The sequence below is a fragment of the Providencia burhodogranariea DSM 19968 genome, assembly GCF_000314855.2.
Taxonomy (GTDB): Bacteria; Pseudomonadota; Gammaproteobacteria; order Enterobacterales; family Enterobacteriaceae; genus Providencia; species Providencia burhodogranariea.
In genome coordinates, this window is record NZ_KB233223.1 from 40,040 (window position 1) to 60,686 (window position 20,647).

Here is a 20,647-nt window from a genome sequence, read left to right on the forward strand (position 1 = left end):
TTAATTAATTATTTGTTTTTACTGGGTTTTTAATAAGACAAAGTGTTTTTGTCGTAAAATAGATACAAACCTATCTGCTGCTGTCTCTAAAAGGAGACATGTTACTCTATGATTTATAAAGATAATTAGATTACTAATATTTGCTGTCTCTGAATTGAGACAATTAAGGCTTATTAAATCGTTAAGGTGAGAACGTTTGCGGTGTAGATAAAATCGATAGTTTAAGAAAAAGAAGTCATGTTGGCGAAAATCCAGTAAATCAGGAAGGTATGAGGTGTCGTAATAATAATTATGCGTTTTTAAAAAAGTTGGCACGCATCCTGCAATATTTATTCTGTAGATGCTCATCCCACTTCTTATGACAGCAATGCTTCATAAACCCAGGGATGACGCAAGCCGATTATCGGTGCCTATTGTCCAATTTAGATGAATAAGAGGTCATTCTCTTCTCATCAACCCATGGACGAAACGTTGAGTGAGGCACCATCCGTCTGTAGACCTGATTGTATATTTACACCTGTCAAAATTGACAGGTGTTTTTTTTTGCAAAAATTATATTTTGGCTATTTTTTCGACGTTGTAGCAAATAAATCAAATATGAAGTTTTGCCGGTAAACCATTTTCGGCAAAACTCCGTTGCGAACAATGAAAAATATCTTTTATCTTAATCTACAAATCGATTCTTATTCGATATTCATATTTTAAGCTAATATACATATCCATTGTTAGCTATTTTTACTTAGTCTATGACTGAAATATACATGTTCAAAATATCAGCAGAATACTAAATCTTTTTCTTGCAGAACCATTTACTGAACCAACGAGTTATGTAGGTATAGCAAAGAATAAAGAATGTAATGATGAAAATATCTTTATTTAGATCTTCCGTATTGAAACCAATGAAAGTGATAAAAATAAAAGGGGACACAGCTAAAAGTAGGAGATCAAAAAATACCTGTAATCGATTCGGTGTAGAAATGATCCAGCGCCAGATAGTTTTGATGACATTCATAGAGATATCCTGAATTTTGTTAAGCCATAGTTATATTATTCTTTATACACTATGTGAATGTCTTATTACATAGCAAGGGCGACTTTGTTTGACTTTATACATAAACTGTTTGTTTTATCTTTACTATCCCATAATTTAAAAATAAGCACATAGGAATAGATTCTCTAGATAAATAATAGCGACAATCATTTTCTGACTAATCTAATAAAATCGAGGTTTTTTATTTATATTGTTAAGAGCTTCTTAGTGTAAGAAAAAAGTTGATGAATAATAATTCTAAATTAGTGGATGTTACTCCCAAAAAAAAGCTCCACCGTTAGGTAGAGCTTTCAATATTCATTTTTGTTTGAAAGTAACTATTTTACCGTACGCCCATCATTCCATCAAAGTAGCAGTGAGAAATTCACATTACGAGCGAGCTTTATTCAGTGAGTGTAATAATGCTTCTTGACGGATTTTTGCAGCTTCTTCTGCTTTATGTAATTTATCTAACGCATCAGCTAGCCAAGCTGCATCATGAGCATCAAAGCGTTGAGCCAGAGCAGCTTTGAAATATGATTCAGCTTGCTCCCATTGTGCATGTCGTAGCGCAATTTGCCCCATAGTGCTGTTGAGTAACGGTGTTGCACCTGATTGTTTAAAGAGTTGCTTCAATACTTTTTCAAGTAGCTCGGGCTTATCACTTTGCAGCCTTGGAGCCAGTAATAGTAAGCGTTCGTCATACTGGTGTTTCAAGCCATCGATGATGATTTTTTCTGCGTTAGCCATATCGTCACATTCAATTAAGTGCTCTGCTAAGAAAGACTGTAATGCTGTTTCTTGGCGGATTTTACGTGGTTGCGCTTTCCACCATTTGATTAGGCCTTCACTGCCATCTTCAGCCATGCATTGGTTCATTAGTCCTTTATAGGCTTTCAATTTCAATGCTTCTAGTTCATCTTCACTGTGTAATTGTACCTTGGCCATAATCGGCAGTAATTCAATCAGAGCCTGATAAGCGCCAGAACGCATATAAGCTTGCTCAGCAAGACGTAAAATTTCTGGGTGTCTTGGCGCTTGGTCAATGAGTTTATCAACGCCATTGCGTGCGGCATAAACTTCGTCTGCTGCTAATTGAATACGTACACGAGTGATATCTACAGGGAGTTGATCGTTGCCAGCTACTTCGGCAGCTTTGTTGAGATATTGATTAGTACGATACTCATCTCCGCGTTGTTGTGCAGCTTCGGCAGCAAGTAAGTAGTTGATGACAGGCTGTTGAGAGAAGTCAGCATGTTTACTCATCAATTTCTCAACTTGATCAAAATCGCCTTCAGCCAGTTTAAGTAACGCTTTTTGTGTTTGAGAATGTGCTTTGTGATATTTACGCCCACTGACCCAACCTTTAGTGCGTGAGGTAGTACTGATAAAGCGGCGGTAACACCAACCAAAAAACAGTAAAATAAACTGTAGTAAAATAAAGCATAGAATTAAACTAGTGACACTGGTTGTAATATCATAATCATCAGTACGAATGAAGACATAACCTTGATGACCAGCTAAGAGCGGTCCCAAGATAACGCCAGCGATAAGAACAATAAAGAATATTAATATCTTAATCATAATTATACCTTCTGCTCGCTAGTCTTTGCCTCTGCAGGATGAACATCAGATTCAGCAGGTTTTGGTTGAGCTTCTGCCGGTTGCTTATCTTGCTCTTGCACTACAGGTGGAGCTTCAGATTCACCTGATTGTGAAAGAAGGTTGCGAACCCGTGTCTGCATGACTTTTTCAAGTTTAGGTTGACTTTCCAAGGTATCCGGCATTTCAGTGGCAATAGGCTGATTAATTAATTCATCAACTTCTGTAAGAAAAGCCTTAGTGGCTGGAGCATCGACATCAAAATAAGCACGAACCCAAGTCGATACTTGTTCTAGTGACTGTTTATAGGTTTCTTCTTGATAGCGTGGCACGGCTTGTGCGGCAATTAACAATTGTGAACGGATGTTTTCACGCAGATAGATATCTTGATTCGGTGCTAGTAACGGAGCTTCTGAGCCATCGCGTGCGCGTACTGTAATAAAGTCATTGGTGAAATTTTGCCAGCTGCGAGATAGATTTTGTTTCCAATCTGCAATATCACCAGAAAGTTCACTTTCATCATCAGCTTTTGCATCACCACTATTGAGATCCGCAATACGTAAGTTATCGACCTCGTTGCTCAATTGATTCAACCGTAGAATAATGCCATCGTAATCAATTTGGTTAATTGCTGATAGGTTCGCAATATCGTTATTTATCGATTTGCGGATGTCGAGTAGGCTTGGATCGTTCATTTCAGCGAGGCTTGAATCTGCACTTTTTAATAAAACAGCTGCGGTAACAGGATCATGGTCATTCCATAATTTTCTACCAGCCATTTTCACCATAAAATCTGCTTGCGCTAATAGCCAACTCTTTACATCTGTACTCGACAGAGAATTGACATGCGCTTGTAGTTCTTGCATACGGCGGTTTAGCTGCTCTTCATATTCGCTAGCGTGTGATTTGATCTCTGTATGTGAGGCAAGTAATGAATCTAGACGTTGTCTATCCGCTTTTTGTTGTTCGATTAATTCACTCATTTGTTGCTTAAGTTCGTTGTTTTCATTAACTAATTTAGCGTTGTTATGTTGAGTAAAATAATAGATACCACCACCAATAGCGATGATAATAGCGATAGCGATTGCACTACCGATGAGACCCGAACGTTTTTGCTCCGAAGACGACTTAGCTTGGTGGTTTTTTGGGGTATCAGCTACCGTTTCATTATTTATCGCTTCAGTAGGTTTATCTTGTTCCGTCATAAATTAGCATCCCATGTCGGTTGAAAATAATGCTTCTAATAAAGCATTGTTATCTGCGCTATTTGCTACACAGACCTTTTGCCATCCATCTTGGCGGGCTTGGTCTGCAATTCGTTCACTGACAACCAGCAGGCGACGATTAAACCACCACTCTTTTGTGTTTTCAGCAATTAATTCATTTAGTAAGGCTAGCATTTGACCACTACTAATAACAATGTCTGTAATGTCAGTATTAACCCATTTTTGATTAAACTCTGTTTTATCATAACTAATAGGGTGCCTTGCATAACACTCACAATACTCAACCTGCGCACCTCTAGACCTTAAAGTTGAAGCAAGAAGCTCTCTTCCACCATTGCCTCGTAATAAAAGGGCACGTTTATCTGTGAGAGCGTGAAGTTCAGGAAGAGAAAGGAGCGCTTCACTAGTTTCACCATGTTCAGCCCAGTGAATTGTGCGGCCAGTTAACATTGTAAAATACTGACTGGTTGACTGGCCAATACCATAATAGGATAGCTTATCTGACCAGTTGAGTCCTGCTTGTTTTAGGGCAGAGTCTGCATACCAGACTGCATTTTTAGATAAAAGAAATATTAGATCATTTTTATCTAGAAGGTTAATTCGTGCATCTAGAGACTCTAATTCAGCACCCGGCTCAATGCTAATAAGGGGCAAGGAATACGCTTCACCACCTCTTTGATTGATAGCAGCGATCAGCTCAGAGGCTGCTGGTTCTGGCCGAGTGACGAGAATTTTCATACTGGTGAATTTCCTGCGTAGACCTTTGCAAGAATTTCACGGGCGCCCTTATCAAGTAACTCTTCAGCTAGGGAAATACCCGCTTGGGTTGCTTGTTCTGGAGTGGATAGACATTCGCCTCGTATTACTTGACTGCCATCAGGGGCACCAACTAATGCACGTAACCAAATTTGACCTTCTTGCCAAATTGCATAGCTACCAATTGGCACTTGGCAGCCACCTTCAAGGCGCATATTCATGGCGCGTTCCGCGAGGACACATATAGAAGTGTCATTATCATTAAGTTTAGCAAGTAATTCACGGGTTCGTTCATCGTCTAAACGACACTCAATGCCAACAGCACCTTGGCCTACCGCGGGTAAAGATTGTTCAGGTGCTAGAGCAGCTCGAACTCTGTCTTCCAGACCTAAACGTTTTAGCCCAGCGACAGCTAAAATAATCGCATCGTATTCGCCATTATCAAGTTTTGAAAGACGAGTGCCAACATTTCCACGGAGGTCTCGTATCACGAGGTCTGGGCGTAGCTCTTTTAATTGGCATTGGCGGCGTAAGCTCGATGTACCAACAATACTACCTTTAGGTAATGCATCAATATTATCAAAATGATTCGAGACAAATGCATCTCGGGGATCTTCGCGTTCGCAGATAGTAACTAATCCGAGGCCTTCAGGAAAATCGACAGGAACGTCTTTCATTGAATGAACTGCAATGTCGGCTCGTTTTTCAAGTAAAGCTAACTCAAGCTCTTTTACAAATAAACCTTTACCACCGACTTTTGCCAACGGGGTATCTAAAATAATATCCCCTTTGGTCACCATTGGTACTAGCTCAACCAGTAAATCAGGGTGAAGCTGCTCCAGTTTTTCTTTTACGAAGTGTGCTTGCCACATGGCTAAAGGGCTTTTACGTGTGGCAATACGGATGATATTTGTTGATGTCATTTTGCTGTTTTCTCAGGCATAAATCGCCATAGACTCACTGTACAATTACCCCTAGTTTTAACATTTTAGCGATGTATTTTCCAGCTAGAGCGACTAAACCCTGATATTTAGTGTTGATATTATTGCCAGATGCATCCTCGTTATGACGAAATGAGCAGCAATAAAAGGGTAAAAAATAAAAATAAATAGGAAATATTTTTAGCTAATTGTGCTATGAAATGGGCAGGAATTTTTAATTTAAGCAAATTTTGTGGTGAAGCGTTCAAGCATAGGCCCAATGCGAATTTGATTTGAGATGCCTTTGAAAAGTTATTTTTTTTAGCGACTAATGAATTTGTTATTATTCCATTGATAAACAAAGGATATTCTGAGGCCATAAAAAATAAAAAGTCTTTTTATACAATATGTTGAAAATTAATTTGTATCAAAAACAAACAGAGAAAATTATGTGATCTACTTTACCCTTTTGCTCCAAGGTGTTAGATTGATCACGTTTCCAGCAATTCATTTGAAAAAAAAACTAAATATATACACAGAATCATTTGAATTGTATCAAGTTGTGTCAAGTTGACGGTAACTGATAACTTAAAGGTACCTCGAAGAACCTGTTTCAATTGTGGTTTAAGTTGCGTAAGTGCCATCAACATAGATTCAATTTGAAGTATGAAGAATATCTCTCTATCTATTGGGTACTGGGTTAATCCCAGATTTGTCGTTATGTTCATTCATTCAGGCGTATCCCTTGTATCTCTATATTGAAACTTTAAAGCAAAGGCTTGATGCGATAAACCAACTTAGGTTGGATCGCGCAACAGAGTCAATGAATGAAACCTTTTGTAAGGTTTATAGTTTATTGCCCGTATTGTTTCATTATCATCACCCAATGATGCCTGGTTATATTGAAGGGAATGTCCCTCATGGTGTTTGCTTCTTTGCTCCAGATAATGACCAACAAGCTTGGTTAGTTCAGTTCGAAAAGTACCTTCCTTCTAAAATTAAAGCCAATGGTGAGTTACCGATTACAGGTATTTACTCAATGGGAAGTACATCTTCGATTGGTCAAAGCCAGTGTTCTGATATTGATATTTGGGTCTGTCATCCTTCTTGGCTTGATAGCGATGAAAAACGCCTGCTACAAAAAAAATGCACGTTAATAGAACAATGGGCAGTATCTCTCGGAATTGATGTCACCGTATTTCTTATTGATGAAAATCGTTTTCGTCACCATGCTAGTGGGCATATTGGCGGGGAAGATTGCGGTTCAACACAACATATTTTACTGTTAGATGAATTCTATCGCACTGCCGTACGTATGGCGGGTAAAAGATTATTATGGACCATGGTGCCGGTTGAAGAAGAACCTCATTATGATGAATATGTTATGGGGCTTTATTCACAAGGAGTGTTAACCCCGAATGAGTGGCTGGATCTTGGTGGTTTAGGTGAATTGTCAGCTGCTGAATACTTTGGTGCTAGTTTGTGGCAACTCTATAAAAGCGTTGATTCGCCCTATAAAGCAGTATTAAAAAGTATTTTACTTGAATCCTACTCATGGGACTATCCAAACGGTAAATTATTAGCATTAGAATTTAAACGTCACCTCCATGCTGGGGAGATTGTTTGTTTTGGTCTCGATTCATATTGTTTAATGCTAGAACGCGTTACGCGTTATCTAATTGAAATTAATGACATCACCCGCCTCGATTTAATCCGTCGCTGTTTCTATCTTAAAGTCTGTGAAAAACTATCGGAAGGTGAAGAAAACCAATGCTCAGGTTGGCGCCGAGACGTGCTTTCTCAACTAGTTGAATCATGGGGCTGGGGAGCAGAACGTTTAGCTATGCTAGATTCGCGTAATCAGTGGAAAATTGAACGTGTGCGCGAAGCACATAATGAATTACTCGATACAATGATGCAAAGCTATCGCAATTTAATTCGTTTTGCTCGTCGTAATAATTTAAGTGTCAGTGCTAGCCCACAAGATATTGGGGTGCTGACGCGTAAATTATATGCTGCATTTGAAGCCTTACCGGGTAAAGTCACCTTAGTGAATCCGCAAATTTCACCAGATCTTAGTGAACAGCATCTAACATTTATTTATGTTCCTCCAGGACGTGCTAATCGCAGTGGTTGGTACCTTTATAATCAAGCCCCGAGCATTGATACCATCATTGGTCATCAGCCGCTAGAATTTAACCGCTATTTGAATAAATTAGTCGCTTGGGCTTATTTTAATGGGCTACTAACTGAGAATACGCATATTTATATGCACAATGGTCAATCTCAGTGCGATGAAAAAAAATTACTTGAGCTAATGCAAGATATTTCGGGGCATTTCCCGACTAGATTGCCAGCACCGACACCAAAAGCGTTATATAGCCCTTGTGAAATCCGTCATTTAGCTATTATTGTCAATTTAGAAAAAGATCCAACACAGGTTTATTCTGACCAAGTTGTGCATTTTGATTTCAGAAAACTAGATGTATTTAGTTTTGGTGAGGATCAGCGTTGCCTTATCGGTAGTATCGATTTGCTGTATCGCAACTCATGGAATGAAGTGAGAACGCTGCACTTCAGTGGTGAGCAATGTATGCTAGAAGCACTAAAAACTATTTTAGGCAAAATGCATCAAGATGCCGCACCACCTGATGCAGTTGATGTTTTCTGTTATAGCGAACATTTACGTGGCTTAATCCGGACGCGAGTACAGCAATTGGTTTCAGAATGTATTGAACTGCGTTTATCCAGTAACCGCCATGACCCAGGTCGTTTCAAAGCATTACGTATTGCTGGGCAAACATGGGGGCTTTTCTTTGAACGTTTAAACGTCTCAGTACAGAAGCTTGAAAATGCAGTTGAATTTTATGGTGCTATTTCACATAACAAGCTACACGGTTGGCCAGTTAAATTGAATGCGAAAGGGGATAACCATTTACCTGCTGCCGTTGATGGCTATGCCAGCGAAGGTATTGTGCAATTTTTCTTTGAAAATATGCCTGATAATATCGGTTTTAATATTTATGTATTAGATGAAGCAAATCGAGTCGAAATCTACTCACACTGTGAAGGGTCTAAAGAGGATCTGGTACGTGATGTTAGCCGTTTTTACTCATCATCCCACGACCGCTTTACTTATGGTGCTAATTTTATCAACTTTAACTTACCGCAGTTTTATCAAATTGTGAGTCAGCAAGGTAAAAGCCAAGTTATACCTTTTTCAGGGGGAACATGGCCTTTTAATATAGACGACGATGAAGATGAAGACGACGATGAGCTCACGGGGAAAGGTCATTTCAAGCAATCGAATCAACCTCAGGCTCAATACTATTAAGGCATCTTTATCAAGCTGTAATGGGTTAGAAAGTAAAAGCTCCGCCACTTTGGAAGGCGATTGCTTCTGCGAGCATATCCGTAAATAATTGGCCTGAGCGGACACATACCCAATTATCATTTTTATAATCGTAGTGGTAGCCGCCTCGTTTAGTGGCTAACCAAATTTGATGGAAAGGCTCTTGTCGATTGATAATGATTTTGCTTCCATCTTCAAAGCTAAGTGTCATCACGTTACCATTCGATTCACAATCAATATCAGTATCACCATCATAGTTATCTAGATACTCTTCGATAGATGACATCATTTTATCGGCAATTTGGTGAAATTCACTATCATTCATAGTTAAATTCCTATCTATTCAAATTATGTTCTATAAGAAATTATAGGTGTGAATATGGATAGGGGTCAATCTAGTAAGCTGCATGAATGTTACATGGGCTCAAATACTCTATGAATTGTTGACCTGTTGATCTTTGAAGGTTAATAAAGCAGTGAAAATAAGCAGTGAAAAGCAGATGTCTCTAGTCACATAATTTTGTGAGTTGATTAGATTTTGTTTATCAAAAGGATTTTTTAGTACTTGTGAGTCGCTCAAATTCGTTGGAGTATTAGGTCGCAAAATGTTACTCATGTTAAAACACTTCTTGGTGAGCCCTCTTTAAAGCATTATGCTATTGCGGGTAGGGAATAAAATCACGGCACAATTGATGAACAGTAGTGATTTGCGAAGATAGCCCTGTTATTCTGTTAACCATATTTATACCCGTCATATTATAAATTACATGGGTGTTATTTATGCTCAGCAACTTGGGGCGTATAGTTTTATGTCCACTGAACTATCTCCACTTGTGCCAACATGCAACTCGAATTATTTTGGGTATAGAACTAACAGGCTGTTGGTATTTGCTGGTTGTTTTTGGACCTGCTAATGATATGAAAAATATTCAATGTAATTATGTAATGGACGAATTTAAGTTAGTGATCATGATTTCAAATGAAAATTGACCACCCAAGATCAACAGCCCCTAGTATTACAGGCGAAATATAATGAAAAAAAGTTTAGTTGGATTCTCTGCGCTTATTATTTTGTTTTCCCTTTCTGGTTGTGGTTTAAAAGGCCCTCTTTATTTTCCACCAGAAGATCAGGCTACATCACCCAAGTCATCGGATGTAACCTCTAAAGCGCAAAGCAGCACGGTGAGTGATACCCGTACTCCAGCCTCAAACGAACGGTAAGCGACTTCGATGGAGCGGAATATGCAATTTTCTAAAATGCATGGCTTAGGCAATGATTTCATGGTGGTGGATGGCGTCACTCAGAATGTCTATTTTTCCCCTGAATTGATTAGCCGTCTTGCTGACCGACATACAGGCGTTGGGTTTGACCAGCTATTGCTTGTTGAAGCACCTTATGACCCCGACTTAGATTTTCATTATCGTATTTTTAATGCTGATGGTAGTGAAGTATCACAGTGTGGTAATGGCGCTCGCTGTTTTGCTCGCTTTGTCCGTTTAAAAGGTCTGACAAATAAACAAAAAATTAAAGTCAGTACTCAAGCTGGACGTATGGTATTAACCGTTAATGAAAATGATGATGTATGTGTGAATATGGGAGAACCTGAATTTGAACCTCAGAAAGTACCATTTCGTGCCATCAAAGCGGAAAAAACCTATATTATTCGCGCACTAGAACGCACAGTGTTGTGCGGTGTTGTCTCAATGGGCAATCCTCATTGCGTTATTCAAGTTGAAAGCGTACACACAGCAGAAGTAGAAATTTTAGGCCCAGTACTTGAAAGCCATGAACGATTTCCTGAACGCGCAAATATCGGTTTTATGGAAGTCGTGAGCGCTGATCACATCCGTTTACGGGTATTTGAACGCGGCGCAGGTGAAACACAAGCTTGTGGTAGTGGGGCCTGTGCAGCAGTTGCCATTGGTATCCAGCAAGGGTTATTAGCTCGCCGAGTGAAAGTTGAGTTACCTGGCGGTTCACTCGACATTAGTTGGGATGGACCAGGTACTCCGCTATATATGACAGGGCCAACCAGTCATGTTTATGATGGAGTACTCCAGCTCTAATCTTTGTTCAGTTCTCAAGAGGTAAGAATGGATAAACCGGAAATAGCACCAGATAGTATTTATCAACTTGATGAGCATCAAGTGGTGCGGTATTTACAGGGGCAGCCTGATTTCTTTATCCGCAATGCATCACTAGTTGAGCAAATATCAGTCCCCCACGCGATACAGGGAGCTATCTCACTCCCGGAAGTGGTTATGAATCGTCAACGTTTGAAAATAAGGCAACTTGAACAAGATATCCGCTTTATGGTTGAACAAGCGCGCGAAAATGGCCAGCTATTTGATGAGTTACTGTATTTAGTGATAGAGATGTCAGCGGCTGAAAGCTTACAAGATATGCTGCTTTGCCTTAATCGTTGGGCAAAAAAAATAGGTTTATCCAATGCATCAATTCGTTTGTTTAGTGATTGCTGGCGGCTGTCTGCTCCTCTTGATGCTCAAGAGCTTATCATTTCACGTAGTCGTTTCGAACCGGTTCGAATTCAGCGATTTGGTGATAATCCAAACTATTTAGGACGTCTTAATGGCCCAGAGTTACAACTTCTGATCCCCACAGCAATGAACGTTGGTTCGGTTGCAATTTCATTGTTTGGTCATCATGGTGAGTCCGGTATGGTTATTTTTACCAGCCGTGACCGAGACCATTACCAACAAGGGATGGGGACTGTCATGCTAGATAAGATAGCTCACATTCTGCCGAGGTTATTATGCCGATGGATAGAACGCTTATAACGGATCAGCCACAAGGGCTGATGATCCAAGTCGAGGCATTTCTACGTTATTTACAGGTTGAACGTAGACTCAGTCCTGTCACTATTACAAATTATCGTCGCCAACTTACAACCGTCACTGACATGCTCAATGAGATGAAAGTCAGTGAATGGCAACAGCTCGATATCGTTAAAGCACGTAATGTGGCAGCGAAAAGTCGCCGTACAGGCTTGCAGGCGGCCAGTATGGCTTTGCGTTTATCGTCATTAAGAAGTTTCTGTGATTGGATGGTTCAACAAGGTGAGCTGCCAGCAAACCCAGTCAAATCAGTACATGCACCTAAAGCTAAGAAGCGACTCCCCAAAAATATGGATGTCGATGAGGTGACTCAGCTACTCAACATCGAAAGTGGTGACCCACTGGTAGTACGTGATAGAACCATGTTGGAAGTGATGTATGGTGCTGGCTTACGTCTATCTGAATTAGTTGGCTTGGATGTTCGTCATCTAGACCTTGCTATGGGTGAGGTTCGGGTGATGGGGAAAGGCAGCAAAGAGCGTAAAATTCCGCTAGGTAAAACCGCAGTGAGTTGTCTGAATCGCTGGCTTGAAATGCGTGAATTATATGAACCCGAAGACGGCGCTGTATTTATTTCAACCCAAACTGGCAAGCGAATTTCGAACCGTAATGTGCAAAAGCGGTTTGAGCAGTGGGGAATTAAGCAGGGAATCAACAGCCACATTAATCCCCATAAATTGCGTCACTCATTTGCAACGCATATTCTTGAATCAAGTGGTAATTTACGGGGTGTACAAGAACTTCTTGGTCATGCGAATTTATCGACAACGCAGATCTATACACACCTTGATTTCCAACATCTAGCAAGTGTCTATGATGTGGCTCATCCACGAGCTAAAAGGGAGAAACCTTAATGCATTTTTACCGTCCGTTATCACCTATTCAAGCTATTACGTTTGATTTAGATGATACGCTATATGACAATCATCCCGTGATTGATAAAACGGAAGAAGAAGTATTACGTTTTGTCCGTGAATATGATCTGCAATTTAATCATTTTACTAATAGCGACTTATACACGTTCCGTAAGATTGTGGCGGAACAAGAACCCGATATATGCCATGACATTACTCGCTGGCGCTGGTTATCCTCAAAAATGATGTTCTGCCATTATGGATACAACCGCGAAAATGCACAAAAAGGGGCTGATGAAGTTATGGCCCATTTTACTTATTGGCGAAATCAAATCGATATCCCAGAGTCGACTCACGAAATACTGACTGCACTTGCACAAAAAATGCCACTAGTGGCGATCACTAATGGTAATGCTGAGCCTGAAGCCTGCGGCCTGGGGCAATATTTTCAGTTTGTACTGAAAGCGGGGCCTGATGGGCGTTCCAAACCTTATTGTGATATGTACCGATTGGCAGCTAAAAAGCTCGATCTTGAACCTCAAGCCATTTTACACGTGGGTGATAACTTAATCACTGATGTGGCTGGAGCAATCCGTAGCGGCATGCAAGCTTGCTGGATTAATGTTGGTAATAAAACGTTGATGGAAGAAAAAGATGTCCGTTTATTGCCACATGTTGAAATTTCGCAGTTGGCTTCTTTATTGTCACTGGTATAATCATTTTTCTGTATAAAAATACAGTGGTCATCGCTATAGCAGCGACCACTGCTCTGCTTTGATGGTAATTATGGACGTCTCTTATCTGCTCGAAGGCCTTAATGATAAACAGCGCGAAGCGGTTGCCGCGCCACGCACCAACCTATTAGTATTAGCGGGTGCGGGAAGTGGAAAGACCCGCGTGCTGGTGCATAGAATTGCTTGGCTGATGTCAGTGGAGCACGCTTCGCCGTTTTCAATTATGGCGGTGACCTTTACCAACAAAGCAGCGGCAGAAATGCGCCATCGTATCAACCAACTGATTGGTTCCAGCGAAGGCGGTATGTGGATTGGCACCTTCCATGGTTTAGCACATCGTTTATTGCGCCAGCATTATATGGATGCAGGCTTGCCCCAAGATTTTCAAATCCTTGATAGCGATGATCAATATCGGTTAATACGTCGCTTACTGAAAGCGATGAATCTTGATGAAAAACAGTGGCCACCACGTCAAGGTATGTGGTACATCAACGGTAAAAAAGATGAGGGTTTGCGTCCTCAACATATAGAGTGCTATGGCAATCCTGTTGAAAGTACATGGTTGAAAGTGTATCAGGCCTATCAAGAGGCGTGTGATCGAGCAGGGTTAGTGGATTTTGCCGAGCTATTATTACGAGCCCATGAGTTGTGGTTGAATAAGCCTCATGTATTGCAACATTACCGCGAACGTTTTACCAATATTTTAGTCGATGAATTTCAAGATACCAACAGCATTCAGTATGCGTGGATACGAGTATTGGCAGGTGAAACAGGTAAAGTAATGATTGTCGGCGATGATGACCAATCAATCTATGGCTGGCGTGGTGCCCAAGTTGAAAATATTCAGCGTTTCTTGAATGACTTTCCCGGTGCTGAAACTGTTCGCCTCGAGCAAAATTACCGCTCAACTAATAACATATTAAAAGCTGCCAACGCATTAATTGCCCATAACAGCGATAGACTAGGTAAAAATTTATGGACGGAAGATGGTGATGGTGAGCCGATTTCGCTTTATTGTGCTTTTAATGAATTAGATGAAGCACGTTATATTGTTAATCGCATCAGGCAGTGGCAAGAGAACGGCGGCGCATTACAAGATTGTGCCATGTTATACCGCAGTAATGCCCAATCACGTGTTCTCGAAGAAGCTTTGATTCAAAGTGCGATGCCATACCGTATTTATGGTGGTCAGCGCTTCTTTGAACGCCAAGAAATTAAAGATGCTCTCTCTTATTTAAGATTGATTGCGAATCGTAATGATGATGCCTCCTTTGAGCGAGTGGTGAATACACCAACGCGGGGTATTGGCGATCGCACACTCGATACTGTTCGTCAAACCGCCCGTGATCAACAGCTAACGTTATGGGAAAGCTGTGAGTACTTACTTCGTGAACAAGCGCTTGGCGGGCGGGCAGGGGCAGCAATTGAACGTTTCTTAGAGCTCATTGATGCGCTAGCTAAAGAAACTCGAGAAATGCCACTGCATGTGCAGGCTGACCGAGTTATTAATGACTCTGGCCTACGCGCCATGTATGAACAGGAAAAAGGCGAGAAAGCACAGGCTCGTATTGAAAACTTAGAAGAGCTGGTCAACGCGACTCGCGACTTTAGTTATCAAGATGAAGACCAAGATTTAATGCCATTACAGGCATTTTTATCCCATGCAGCCTTAGAGTCTGGCGATGGTCAAGCTGATGTCAACCAAGATGCTGTTCAATTGATGACGTTGCACTCAGCGAAAGGACTTGAATTTCCTATTGTCTTTATCGTCGGTATGGAAGAGGGTATGTTCCCAAGCCAAATGTCGATGGATGAGAGTGGCCGTTTGGAAGAAGAGCGGCGTCTGGCTTATGTAGGGATCACTCGCGCTATGGTAAAACTGACAATTACTTATGCGGAAAGCCGCCGGTTATATGGCAAAGAGGTTTATCATCGTCCATCGCGCTTTATTGCTGAGCTACCAAATGAATGTGTTGAAGAGGTTCGTTTACGTGCGTCAGTTTCACGGCCTGTTAACCATCAACGTCTTGGTACACCAATAAGCCAAAATGATTCGGGATATGCGTTGGGTCAACGTGTTCGTCATCCTAAATTTGGTGAAGGTACGATTATTAATTTAGAAGGAAGTGGCGAGCACAGCCGTTTACAAATTGCTTTCCAAGGGCAAGGCATTAAATGGCTGGTGGCCTCCTATGCACGATTAGAGGATCTTTAATATTCGCCTAAAGAGTGAGCATGTAACTTGCCATACTGACCATTGATGAATCAAGGGAGCTTAGCTCCCTTTTTTGATCTTCGCATTTGAAAATAAATAGGAATAATAGGTAATTATTTTCTAATAAAATCAATCAGGTGAAATAGTGTCTTTTGGTTTTTTTTATTGATATGAGACATTAATCATAAAAATTTAAGTTTTTAGTTTTCTCTTTTCTGAATTTCAGCGTATAAAATTATACCGAACAACCTTTCTAGTATTTATCATGTCATTGAATAATCTAATTGATTCACTTTCTACACAAGGTTGGTATGTGTGGGATGATTTTCTGAACTTGTCACAAATACAAGCGATTAAAACTTGTATTCCTGATACGTTGCACGATGCGCAAATTGGTAACCGTGATTCGTTACAAGGCAATAAAGCGATTCGTGGTGATCAGACTATTTGGTTAGAACCTGAAATGGGAACTCCCGTTGCTGATTACATGGCAAAAATGGAATCTATACGCCAAGAGCTAAATTGTCAGTGTTATATGGGATTGCGTGATTTTGAAACGCATTTCTGCCGTTACCCAAATGGTGCTTTTTATAAAAAGCATATTGATAATTTTCAAGGGCAAGGGCGGCGCAAAGTGACTACAGTGCTGTATATGAATGAGGCATGGCAGCCTGGTGATGGTGGTGAGTTAGTGGTGTATAATCCGCAAGATGAGCCATTATTTCAACTTGACCCGTTAGCTGGGCGGATGATTGTGTTTATGTCTGAAGAGTTTCCTCATGAAGTTCTCCCTACGCAACAAAAGCGTGAAAGTATTGCTGGTTGGTTTCTAACCGAAAAAATACTTTGACCCTTATCCTGTAAGCCGCCCCTGAAAGGGGGTGGGCTGAACCTGAATGATCCTCGCAATAGCAATATGTAAATCCCTTAACCTTATCTGAATTAAAACTTAATTCTTAAGCAGATCAACCGAATAAATGAAGGCATAACCAGTTACACCTTCATTGCATGCACATTCACTATCTGAATAAAAGTTAGCTATTAATACCTTTATTGATATAGCTTTTACTAAGGGTAATGAAACTAGCTAATCCGCTTAAATTCCTTTCCTGAAAAAACAATCGCCGCATTGCCTCGTTCAATCTGATAATGCGAAGTGTGCCGTTGTTTATCTAATACAGAAACTTGCTGTGCTTGATGCTCACTTAAACGCCAAAATATAAGCTGCTTGGCTAATTTTTTATTAGCATGTTGGCTACGCTCCGATTGGACTTTGACACTGATGCCAGTCGCAATGTGCTTTGCCCTAACCGCAGAGCAGGTTTTATTAACATGTTGCCCACCAGGGCCTTGGGATTTAATGAACTCGAATTCGATTTCACTATCTTCAATTATTTGAAGAGGAGAAAAACGAATAACACTTAAAAACCAATTTTTACGTTTATGTCGTGGTCTCAATGGACTTTGACACTGCCATTGCACGGTGCCAGACCACGCCTGTGAAAGTGCTTCAGCCTGTTTCCCGTCAAGAGATATTAATACGGATTTTAAACCGTGTTTAGAGGAGACTGATTCAAGTATATCGGTCGCCACATTCTGCTGTTTGGCATCCACTAAAAAACAAGCAAGAGCTTTTTCGACAGCTATACAGCACTCTTCAGGACCTTGTGCAGAAGAAAATTGTAATAACATTATGCACATGCCCCACTGGTTTTGTAGGTAAGTACCGGCTTTAAACGAGCAATAACATTAATGAGTCCGGCCTCCACCATGCTATCAATGACAGTATCAATTGATTTGTAAGATTGTGGAGCCTCTTCATAGATCAATTGTTTGTTAGCGCAGATAACACGGCTACCCAAGTCAGTACGCGATAACTGCAAGGGGGTGTAACGATGAGATAGGCGGCCTTTACATTCCGTACGCATCCACTTACGGCCTGCGCCATGTGCAAGTGAATTTAAGCTTACTTCACTTGCCTGAGGAACGACTAAATAGCTGTAATCACCGCGTGAGCCGGGGATCACTACCATGCCACGATCAGATGGTGTCGCGCCTTTACGGTGTAGCCAGCCATCAATTCCATTGAATGTATAAGGCTCGACAAGGTTATGATTGATATCAATAGCCATATCACCTGTTGCTTTTACTTGCTGCAACATACGACGACCAATTAACTGGCGGTTTAGCTCAGCAAAGCGTAATGCCTCTTGATGTGCTTGCAAATAAGCTTCTGCTTCTTTTGAAGCGGCTTCAAGACCATCATGGTTATGCACTTCAATATGTTTACGTAATATAGATTGCCCTAAGCCACGAGAACCACTATGAACGAGCAGCAGTAACTGTTTTTTATTTAAGCCACTTTGCTCGAAACGCTCGTTATCTAACACTTTGTCGACGGCCTGAAATTCAGCAAAGTGGTTACCACCACCAATCGAGCTCAATGAAGCCACAAAGTTATGTGTTTTCATGCTATTAGGAACATGTTCATCAAGCCATTCCTGAGAAGCAACATCTGAAAGAGTTAATAGTTGCTTTTCAAATTTGTCTAAATTGAGTTTGGCGATTTTGATATTGCTTTGAAACAAACTCATACCGCAACCAATATCATTTCCTACGAGAGCAGGATAAAAACGTTGTGCAGAGAAAAATGCTGCGCCAATTGGATAGCCTCTGCCGGGATGGAGATCGGGCATACCGACCACCGAAACCATGTTAGGTAAATTTGCTGTTATTTGTAATTGTTGGATTGCTTTACTTTCAATCCATGTATTTTCTGTTGCGATATAACTAACGTGTTCGCTAACAGAATGAATAGCATTGCCCATAAGTCATTAACTCATTTTTAAGGAAAAAATAAGGTGATTTAGCGGGCAGTAACGAGATAGATAGAGTGACTATTTCTGGATGAGCCCGCAAAGAGTTTGATTTGTTATTGTCATGATGAACCTCCTTGCAGTGTATGAATGAATAGAAAACGGGCGGATGATAGCGACGTAGATTTATATTTGCAAGCGATTTCTCGATAAGGGCCATATTTAGCAGACGTAAGATATAAAAAAAGCGGCTAAAAGCCGCTTTTGAAATGAAGTTAGTATTCTATTAATGAGTAATATGTACCGTTTTACCACCGATAATCGTACGTAGTACTTTCACGTTTTCGATGTCGTCAGCTGGAATTTCAAACACATTGCGATCGAGTACGATCATGTCAGCAAATTTACCCGCTTCCAGTGAGCCAATAACATCTTCCCGATGTTGAGCGAAAGCTGAATCAATTGTGGCAGAGCGCAGGACTTCAATTACGGTTAGGTCACGGTCGTTATCTAAACGTGGTGCAGGCTTACCGTCGATATCACGACCACGGCGAGTTGCAGCCACTTTTAAATCATACCATTCGTCAAAATCATCGATTGGCCAGTCACTACCAAAGGCAACGACAGCACCTGCGTCGATAAATTTCGCGATCGGTTCTAATTGTTCAAAACGCTCTTCACCCAACATGTTACGCTCGAAAGCAGCCAATTCAGGCGTTGGTGCAGCCCATTGGAATGATAAACATGCGATGGTTTTTAAGCGTGCAAAGCGTGCATAGTCTTTTGGATGGACTAACTCGTTGTGCGCCAGACCCGGACGAATATCTTTTTCTGGGTGTGCTGCACGCATTTTTTCAATTGCATCTAATACGATAGAAACAGCACCTTCACCGACGGTATGCAAATGCGGGTCATAACCTGCCGCTGCGATTTTTTCCATCAACTCATCAAGAATTTCTGCGGTAAAGTACAGGTCGCCATAGTTATCCGTCTCGACCCAATTTGGCGCGTCATCAGTACCTTTATTAATACGATAAGGCTGTAATAGTGAAGCCGTCATTGTTGGGTATTGCATCACGCCATCAACAAACATTTTAATGTTACGCAGCCCGATGCCCGGTGCTGGCGTCCAATCTGCTTGGTGCCATTTTTTCGCGAATGCAACGGCATTATCGACAGCAGTGGCAACGGCAGCGACATTTGGCGTTAGGTCAGGCGTAATTTCACGCGCGGCTTGGAAGCGGATGGTTAATTCATCGCGCTGTTGTAACTCAGCAAAAGCTTCTAACTGCTGCTCTGATACACGAGCATCCATCACGGTGGTGACACCTTGTTGGTTTAATACTTTTTGTACCAGTTCTGCAACTTCAATGGCTTGGTCATCACGGATAGAGGCAATGCTATCTGCGGCACGCATGGCTGGTGCATCTTCTAAGATGCCGTTCAACTCACCATTGTCATACTTACCGATTTTACCATCAGGTGGCTCAGGCGTATCTTTAGTGATACCAAAGAGTTCTAATGCGCGGCTATTAGCTAATAAAGTATGACAATCATTAGAAAACAGAACGACAGGGCGATCCGTTTTCAGTTTGTCCATATCTTCACGGTACATATCAATGCCAGCAGGCAGCATACCTTGACGTAACCATGCCGTCACTTTCAACCAATCATTTTCACCCGTGCGTGGATCTTTATCTAAATGATCTTGGACACGTTGGAGAATTTGCTCAATAGTGAGGGATTCGTAATTAAGATGGCAACCAAATAACTGAATGCCACCCCAGAATGGATGCATGTGGCCATCAATGATGCCGGGCATCATCATTCTGCCTTCTAAGTCGATACTTTCGGTTTCTGGCCCAACATATTGGTGCAACTCACCTGAAGTACCACTTGCGATAATGTAACCATCTTGTACGGCAATGGCATCTACAACGCTATTTTGTTTGTCTGCGGTATAGATATAACCGTTGAAATAAATGACATCAGCAACTTTATTATTCATTTCTAATCAGTCTTTATCAGGGGCTCTGCACATACTCGCCATACTTCATTTCGCCAGTCGACTACGTTTAATTATCTCGGTGGCATCGTTCACAATACTCTCCGAGATAGCGTCACTTTTTACCAACATGGCCTTCGAATTATTTTGGGTACAGATGGAGCCAGAATAAAAAAATAACAGGGGAAGCTCAGCTCCCCCATGTATATCCGTTACGCCTCAAGCGTTATCCTTATTGACTTCACTTGTCAGCCAGATATCGCTCGAGTTACTTAGGGTAT

The 20,647-nt window shown here is 41.0% G+C and carries 17 protein-coding genes; 8 read left to right on the plus strand and 9 right to left on the minus strand.

Annotated elements, in window-relative coordinates; all coding sequences use genetic code 11:
- Positions 1–784: 784 nt before the first annotated feature.
- From OOA_RS10885 to hemC, 5 genes are all read right to left on the minus strand, one after another.
- Positions 785–1,012: a hypothetical protein gene (locus tag OOA_RS10885; RefSeq protein ID WP_008912200.1), complete on the minus strand. Its 228-nt coding sequence runs from the start codon at positions 1,010–1,012 to the stop codon at positions 785–787.
- Positions 1,013–1,420: 408 nt separating this feature from the next.
- Positions 1,421–2,614 (minus strand): protoheme IX biogenesis protein HemY, encoded by a 1,194-nt coding sequence (gene hemY, locus OOA_RS10890; protein WP_008912201.1) that lies wholly within the window; start codon positions 2,612–2,614, stop codon positions 1,421–1,423.
- 2 nt (positions 2,615–2,616) lie between these two features.
- Complete coding sequence (gene hemX / locus OOA_RS10895; protein ID WP_008912202.1) at positions 2,617–3,837, minus strand: uroporphyrinogen-III C-methyltransferase; 1,221 nt, start codon at positions 3,835–3,837, stop codon at positions 2,617–2,619.
- A gap of 3 nt (positions 3,838–3,840) precedes the next feature.
- A complete protein-coding gene (locus OOA_RS10900; protein ID WP_008912203.1) occupies positions 3,841–4,596 on the minus strand; it encodes a uroporphyrinogen-III synthase in 756 nt (251 codons plus the stop codon).
- Positions 4,593–5,537 carry a hydroxymethylbilane synthase gene (gene hemC, locus OOA_RS10905; RefSeq protein ID WP_008912204.1) on the minus strand — a complete coding sequence of 315 codons (945 nt, stop codon included), beginning with the start codon at positions 5,535–5,537 and terminating at the stop codon, positions 4,593–4,595. The genes OOA_RS10900 and hemC overlap by 4 nt, the downstream gene beginning before the upstream one ends.
- A 742-nt stretch (positions 5,538–6,279) precedes the next feature.
- Between hemC and OOA_RS10915 the strand changes: the two genes are divergently transcribed.
- A complete protein-coding gene (locus OOA_RS10915) occupies positions 6,280–8,868 on the plus strand; it encodes a class I adenylate cyclase (protein ID WP_008912206.1) in 2,589 nt (862 codons plus the stop codon).
- Positions 8,869–8,893: 25 nt separating this feature from the next.
- On the opposite strand, the gene cyaY is transcribed toward OOA_RS10915, so the two are convergent.
- Entirely contained in the window at positions 8,894–9,211 is a 318-nt protein-coding gene (gene cyaY / locus OOA_RS10920; protein ID WP_008912207.1) for an iron donor protein CyaY, read from the minus strand.
- 707 nt (positions 9,212–9,918) lie between these two features.
- Between cyaY and lptM the strand changes: the two genes are divergently transcribed.
- The 7 genes from lptM to OOA_RS10960 all read left to right on the plus strand — a co-directional run bounded on the left by lptM (position 9,919) and on the right by OOA_RS10960 (position 16,395).
- Positions 9,919–10,107 (plus strand): LPS translocon maturation chaperone LptM, encoded by a 189-nt coding sequence (gene lptM / locus OOA_RS10930; protein WP_008912209.1) that lies wholly within the window; start codon positions 9,919–9,921, stop codon positions 10,105–10,107.
- Between the two features lie 21 nt (positions 10,108–10,128).
- A complete protein-coding gene (gene dapF / locus OOA_RS10935) occupies positions 10,129–10,953 on the plus strand; it encodes a diaminopimelate epimerase (RefSeq protein WP_008912210.1) in 825 nt (274 codons plus the stop codon).
- Positions 10,954–10,980: 27 nt separating this feature from the next.
- Positions 10,981–11,685: a DUF484 domain-containing protein gene (locus OOA_RS10940; protein ID WP_008912211.1), complete on the plus strand. Its 705-nt coding sequence runs from the start codon at positions 10,981–10,983 to the stop codon at positions 11,683–11,685.
- Entirely contained in the window at positions 11,667–12,596 is a 930-nt protein-coding gene (gene xerC / locus OOA_RS10945) for a tyrosine recombinase XerC (protein WP_008912212.1), read from the plus strand. The genes OOA_RS10940 and xerC overlap by 19 nt, the downstream gene beginning before the upstream one ends.
- Entirely contained in the window at positions 12,596–13,312 is a 717-nt protein-coding gene (yigB, locus tag OOA_RS10950; RefSeq protein WP_008912213.1) for a 5-amino-6-(5-phospho-D-ribitylamino)uracil phosphatase YigB, read from the plus strand. The genes xerC and yigB overlap by 1 nt, the downstream gene beginning before the upstream one ends.
- Before the next feature lie 70 nt (positions 13,313–13,382).
- Positions 13,383–15,545 (plus strand): DNA helicase II, encoded by a 2,163-nt coding sequence (gene uvrD / locus OOA_RS10955; RefSeq protein ID WP_008912214.1) that lies wholly within the window; start codon positions 13,383–13,385, stop codon positions 15,543–15,545.
- Positions 15,546–15,810: 265 nt separating this feature from the next.
- Positions 15,811–16,395, plus strand: coding sequence for a 2OG-Fe(II) oxygenase (locus OOA_RS10960; RefSeq protein WP_008912215.1), 585 nt, complete (start codon positions 15,811–15,813; stop codon positions 16,393–16,395).
- A 233-nt stretch (positions 16,396–16,628) separates the two neighbouring features.
- Here OOA_RS10960 and prfH read toward each other — a convergent pair whose 3' ends face one another.
- The 3 genes from prfH to OOA_RS10975 form a co-directional block, all read right to left on the minus strand.
- A complete protein-coding gene (gene prfH / locus OOA_RS10965; protein ID WP_201764596.1) occupies positions 16,629–17,240 on the minus strand; it encodes a peptide chain release factor H in 612 nt (203 codons plus the stop codon).
- The gene (locus tag OOA_RS10970; RefSeq protein ID WP_008912217.1) at positions 17,237–18,373 is read right to left on the minus strand and encodes an RNA ligase RtcB family protein; all 1,137 of its coding nucleotides are present in this window, start codon (positions 18,371–18,373) and stop codon (positions 17,237–17,239) included. Before OOA_RS10970 ends, prfH begins: the two co-directional genes overlap by 4 nt.
- 274 nt (positions 18,374–18,647) lie before the next feature.
- Complete coding sequence (locus tag OOA_RS10975; RefSeq protein WP_008912218.1) at positions 18,648–20,369, minus strand: amidohydrolase; 1,722 nt, start codon at positions 20,367–20,369, stop codon at positions 18,648–18,650.
- Positions 20,370–20,647: the final 278 nt, after the last annotated feature.

Bases quoted from the DNA above. Each gene is read 5' to 3' on its own strand.
- hemY (WP_008912201.1), bottom strand. From the start codon at position 2,614: ATGATTAAGATATTAATATTCTTTATTGTTCTTATCGCTGGCGTTATC.
- OOA_RS10960 (WP_008912215.1), top strand. From the start codon at position 15,811: ATGTCATTGAATAATCTAATTGATTCACTTTCTACACAAGGTTGGTAT.
- cyaY (WP_008912207.1), bottom strand. From the start codon at position 9,211: ATGAATGATAGTGAATTTCACCAAATTGCCGATAAAATGATGTCATCT.
- yigB (WP_008912213.1), top strand. From the start codon at position 12,596: ATGCATTTTTACCGTCCGTTATCACCTATTCAAGCTATTACGTTTGAT.
- OOA_RS10975 (WP_008912218.1), bottom strand. From the start codon at position 20,369: ATGAATAATAAAGTTGCTGATGTCATTTATTTCAACGGTTATATCTAT.
- OOA_RS10885 (WP_008912200.1), bottom strand. From the start codon at position 1,012: ATGAATGTCATCAAAACTATCTGGCGCTGGATCATTTCTACACCGAAT.
- xerC (WP_008912212.1), top strand. From the start codon at position 11,667: ATGGATAGAACGCTTATAACGGATCAGCCACAAGGGCTGATGATCCAA.
- hemX (WP_008912202.1), bottom strand. From the start codon at position 3,837: ATGACGGAACAAGATAAACCTACTGAAGCGATAAATAATGAAACGGTA.
- OOA_RS10900 (WP_008912203.1), bottom strand. From the start codon at position 4,596: ATGAAAATTCTCGTCACTCGGCCAGAACCAGCAGCCTCTGAGCTGATC.
- uvrD (WP_008912214.1), top strand. From the start codon at position 13,383: ATGGACGTCTCTTATCTGCTCGAAGGCCTTAATGATAAACAGCGCGAA.
- OOA_RS10970 (WP_008912217.1), bottom strand. From the start codon at position 18,373: ATGGGCAATGCTATTCATTCTGTTAGCGAACACGTTAGTTATATCGCA.
- hemC (WP_008912204.1), bottom strand. From the start codon at position 5,537: ATGACATCAACAAATATCATCCGTATTGCCACACGTAAAAGCCCTTTA.
- OOA_RS10940 (WP_008912211.1), top strand. From the start codon at position 10,981: ATGGATAAACCGGAAATAGCACCAGATAGTATTTATCAACTTGATGAG.
- lptM (WP_008912209.1), top strand. From the start codon at position 9,919: ATGAAAAAAAGTTTAGTTGGATTCTCTGCGCTTATTATTTTGTTTTCC.
- dapF (WP_008912210.1), top strand. From the start codon at position 10,129: ATGCAATTTTCTAAAATGCATGGCTTAGGCAATGATTTCATGGTGGTG.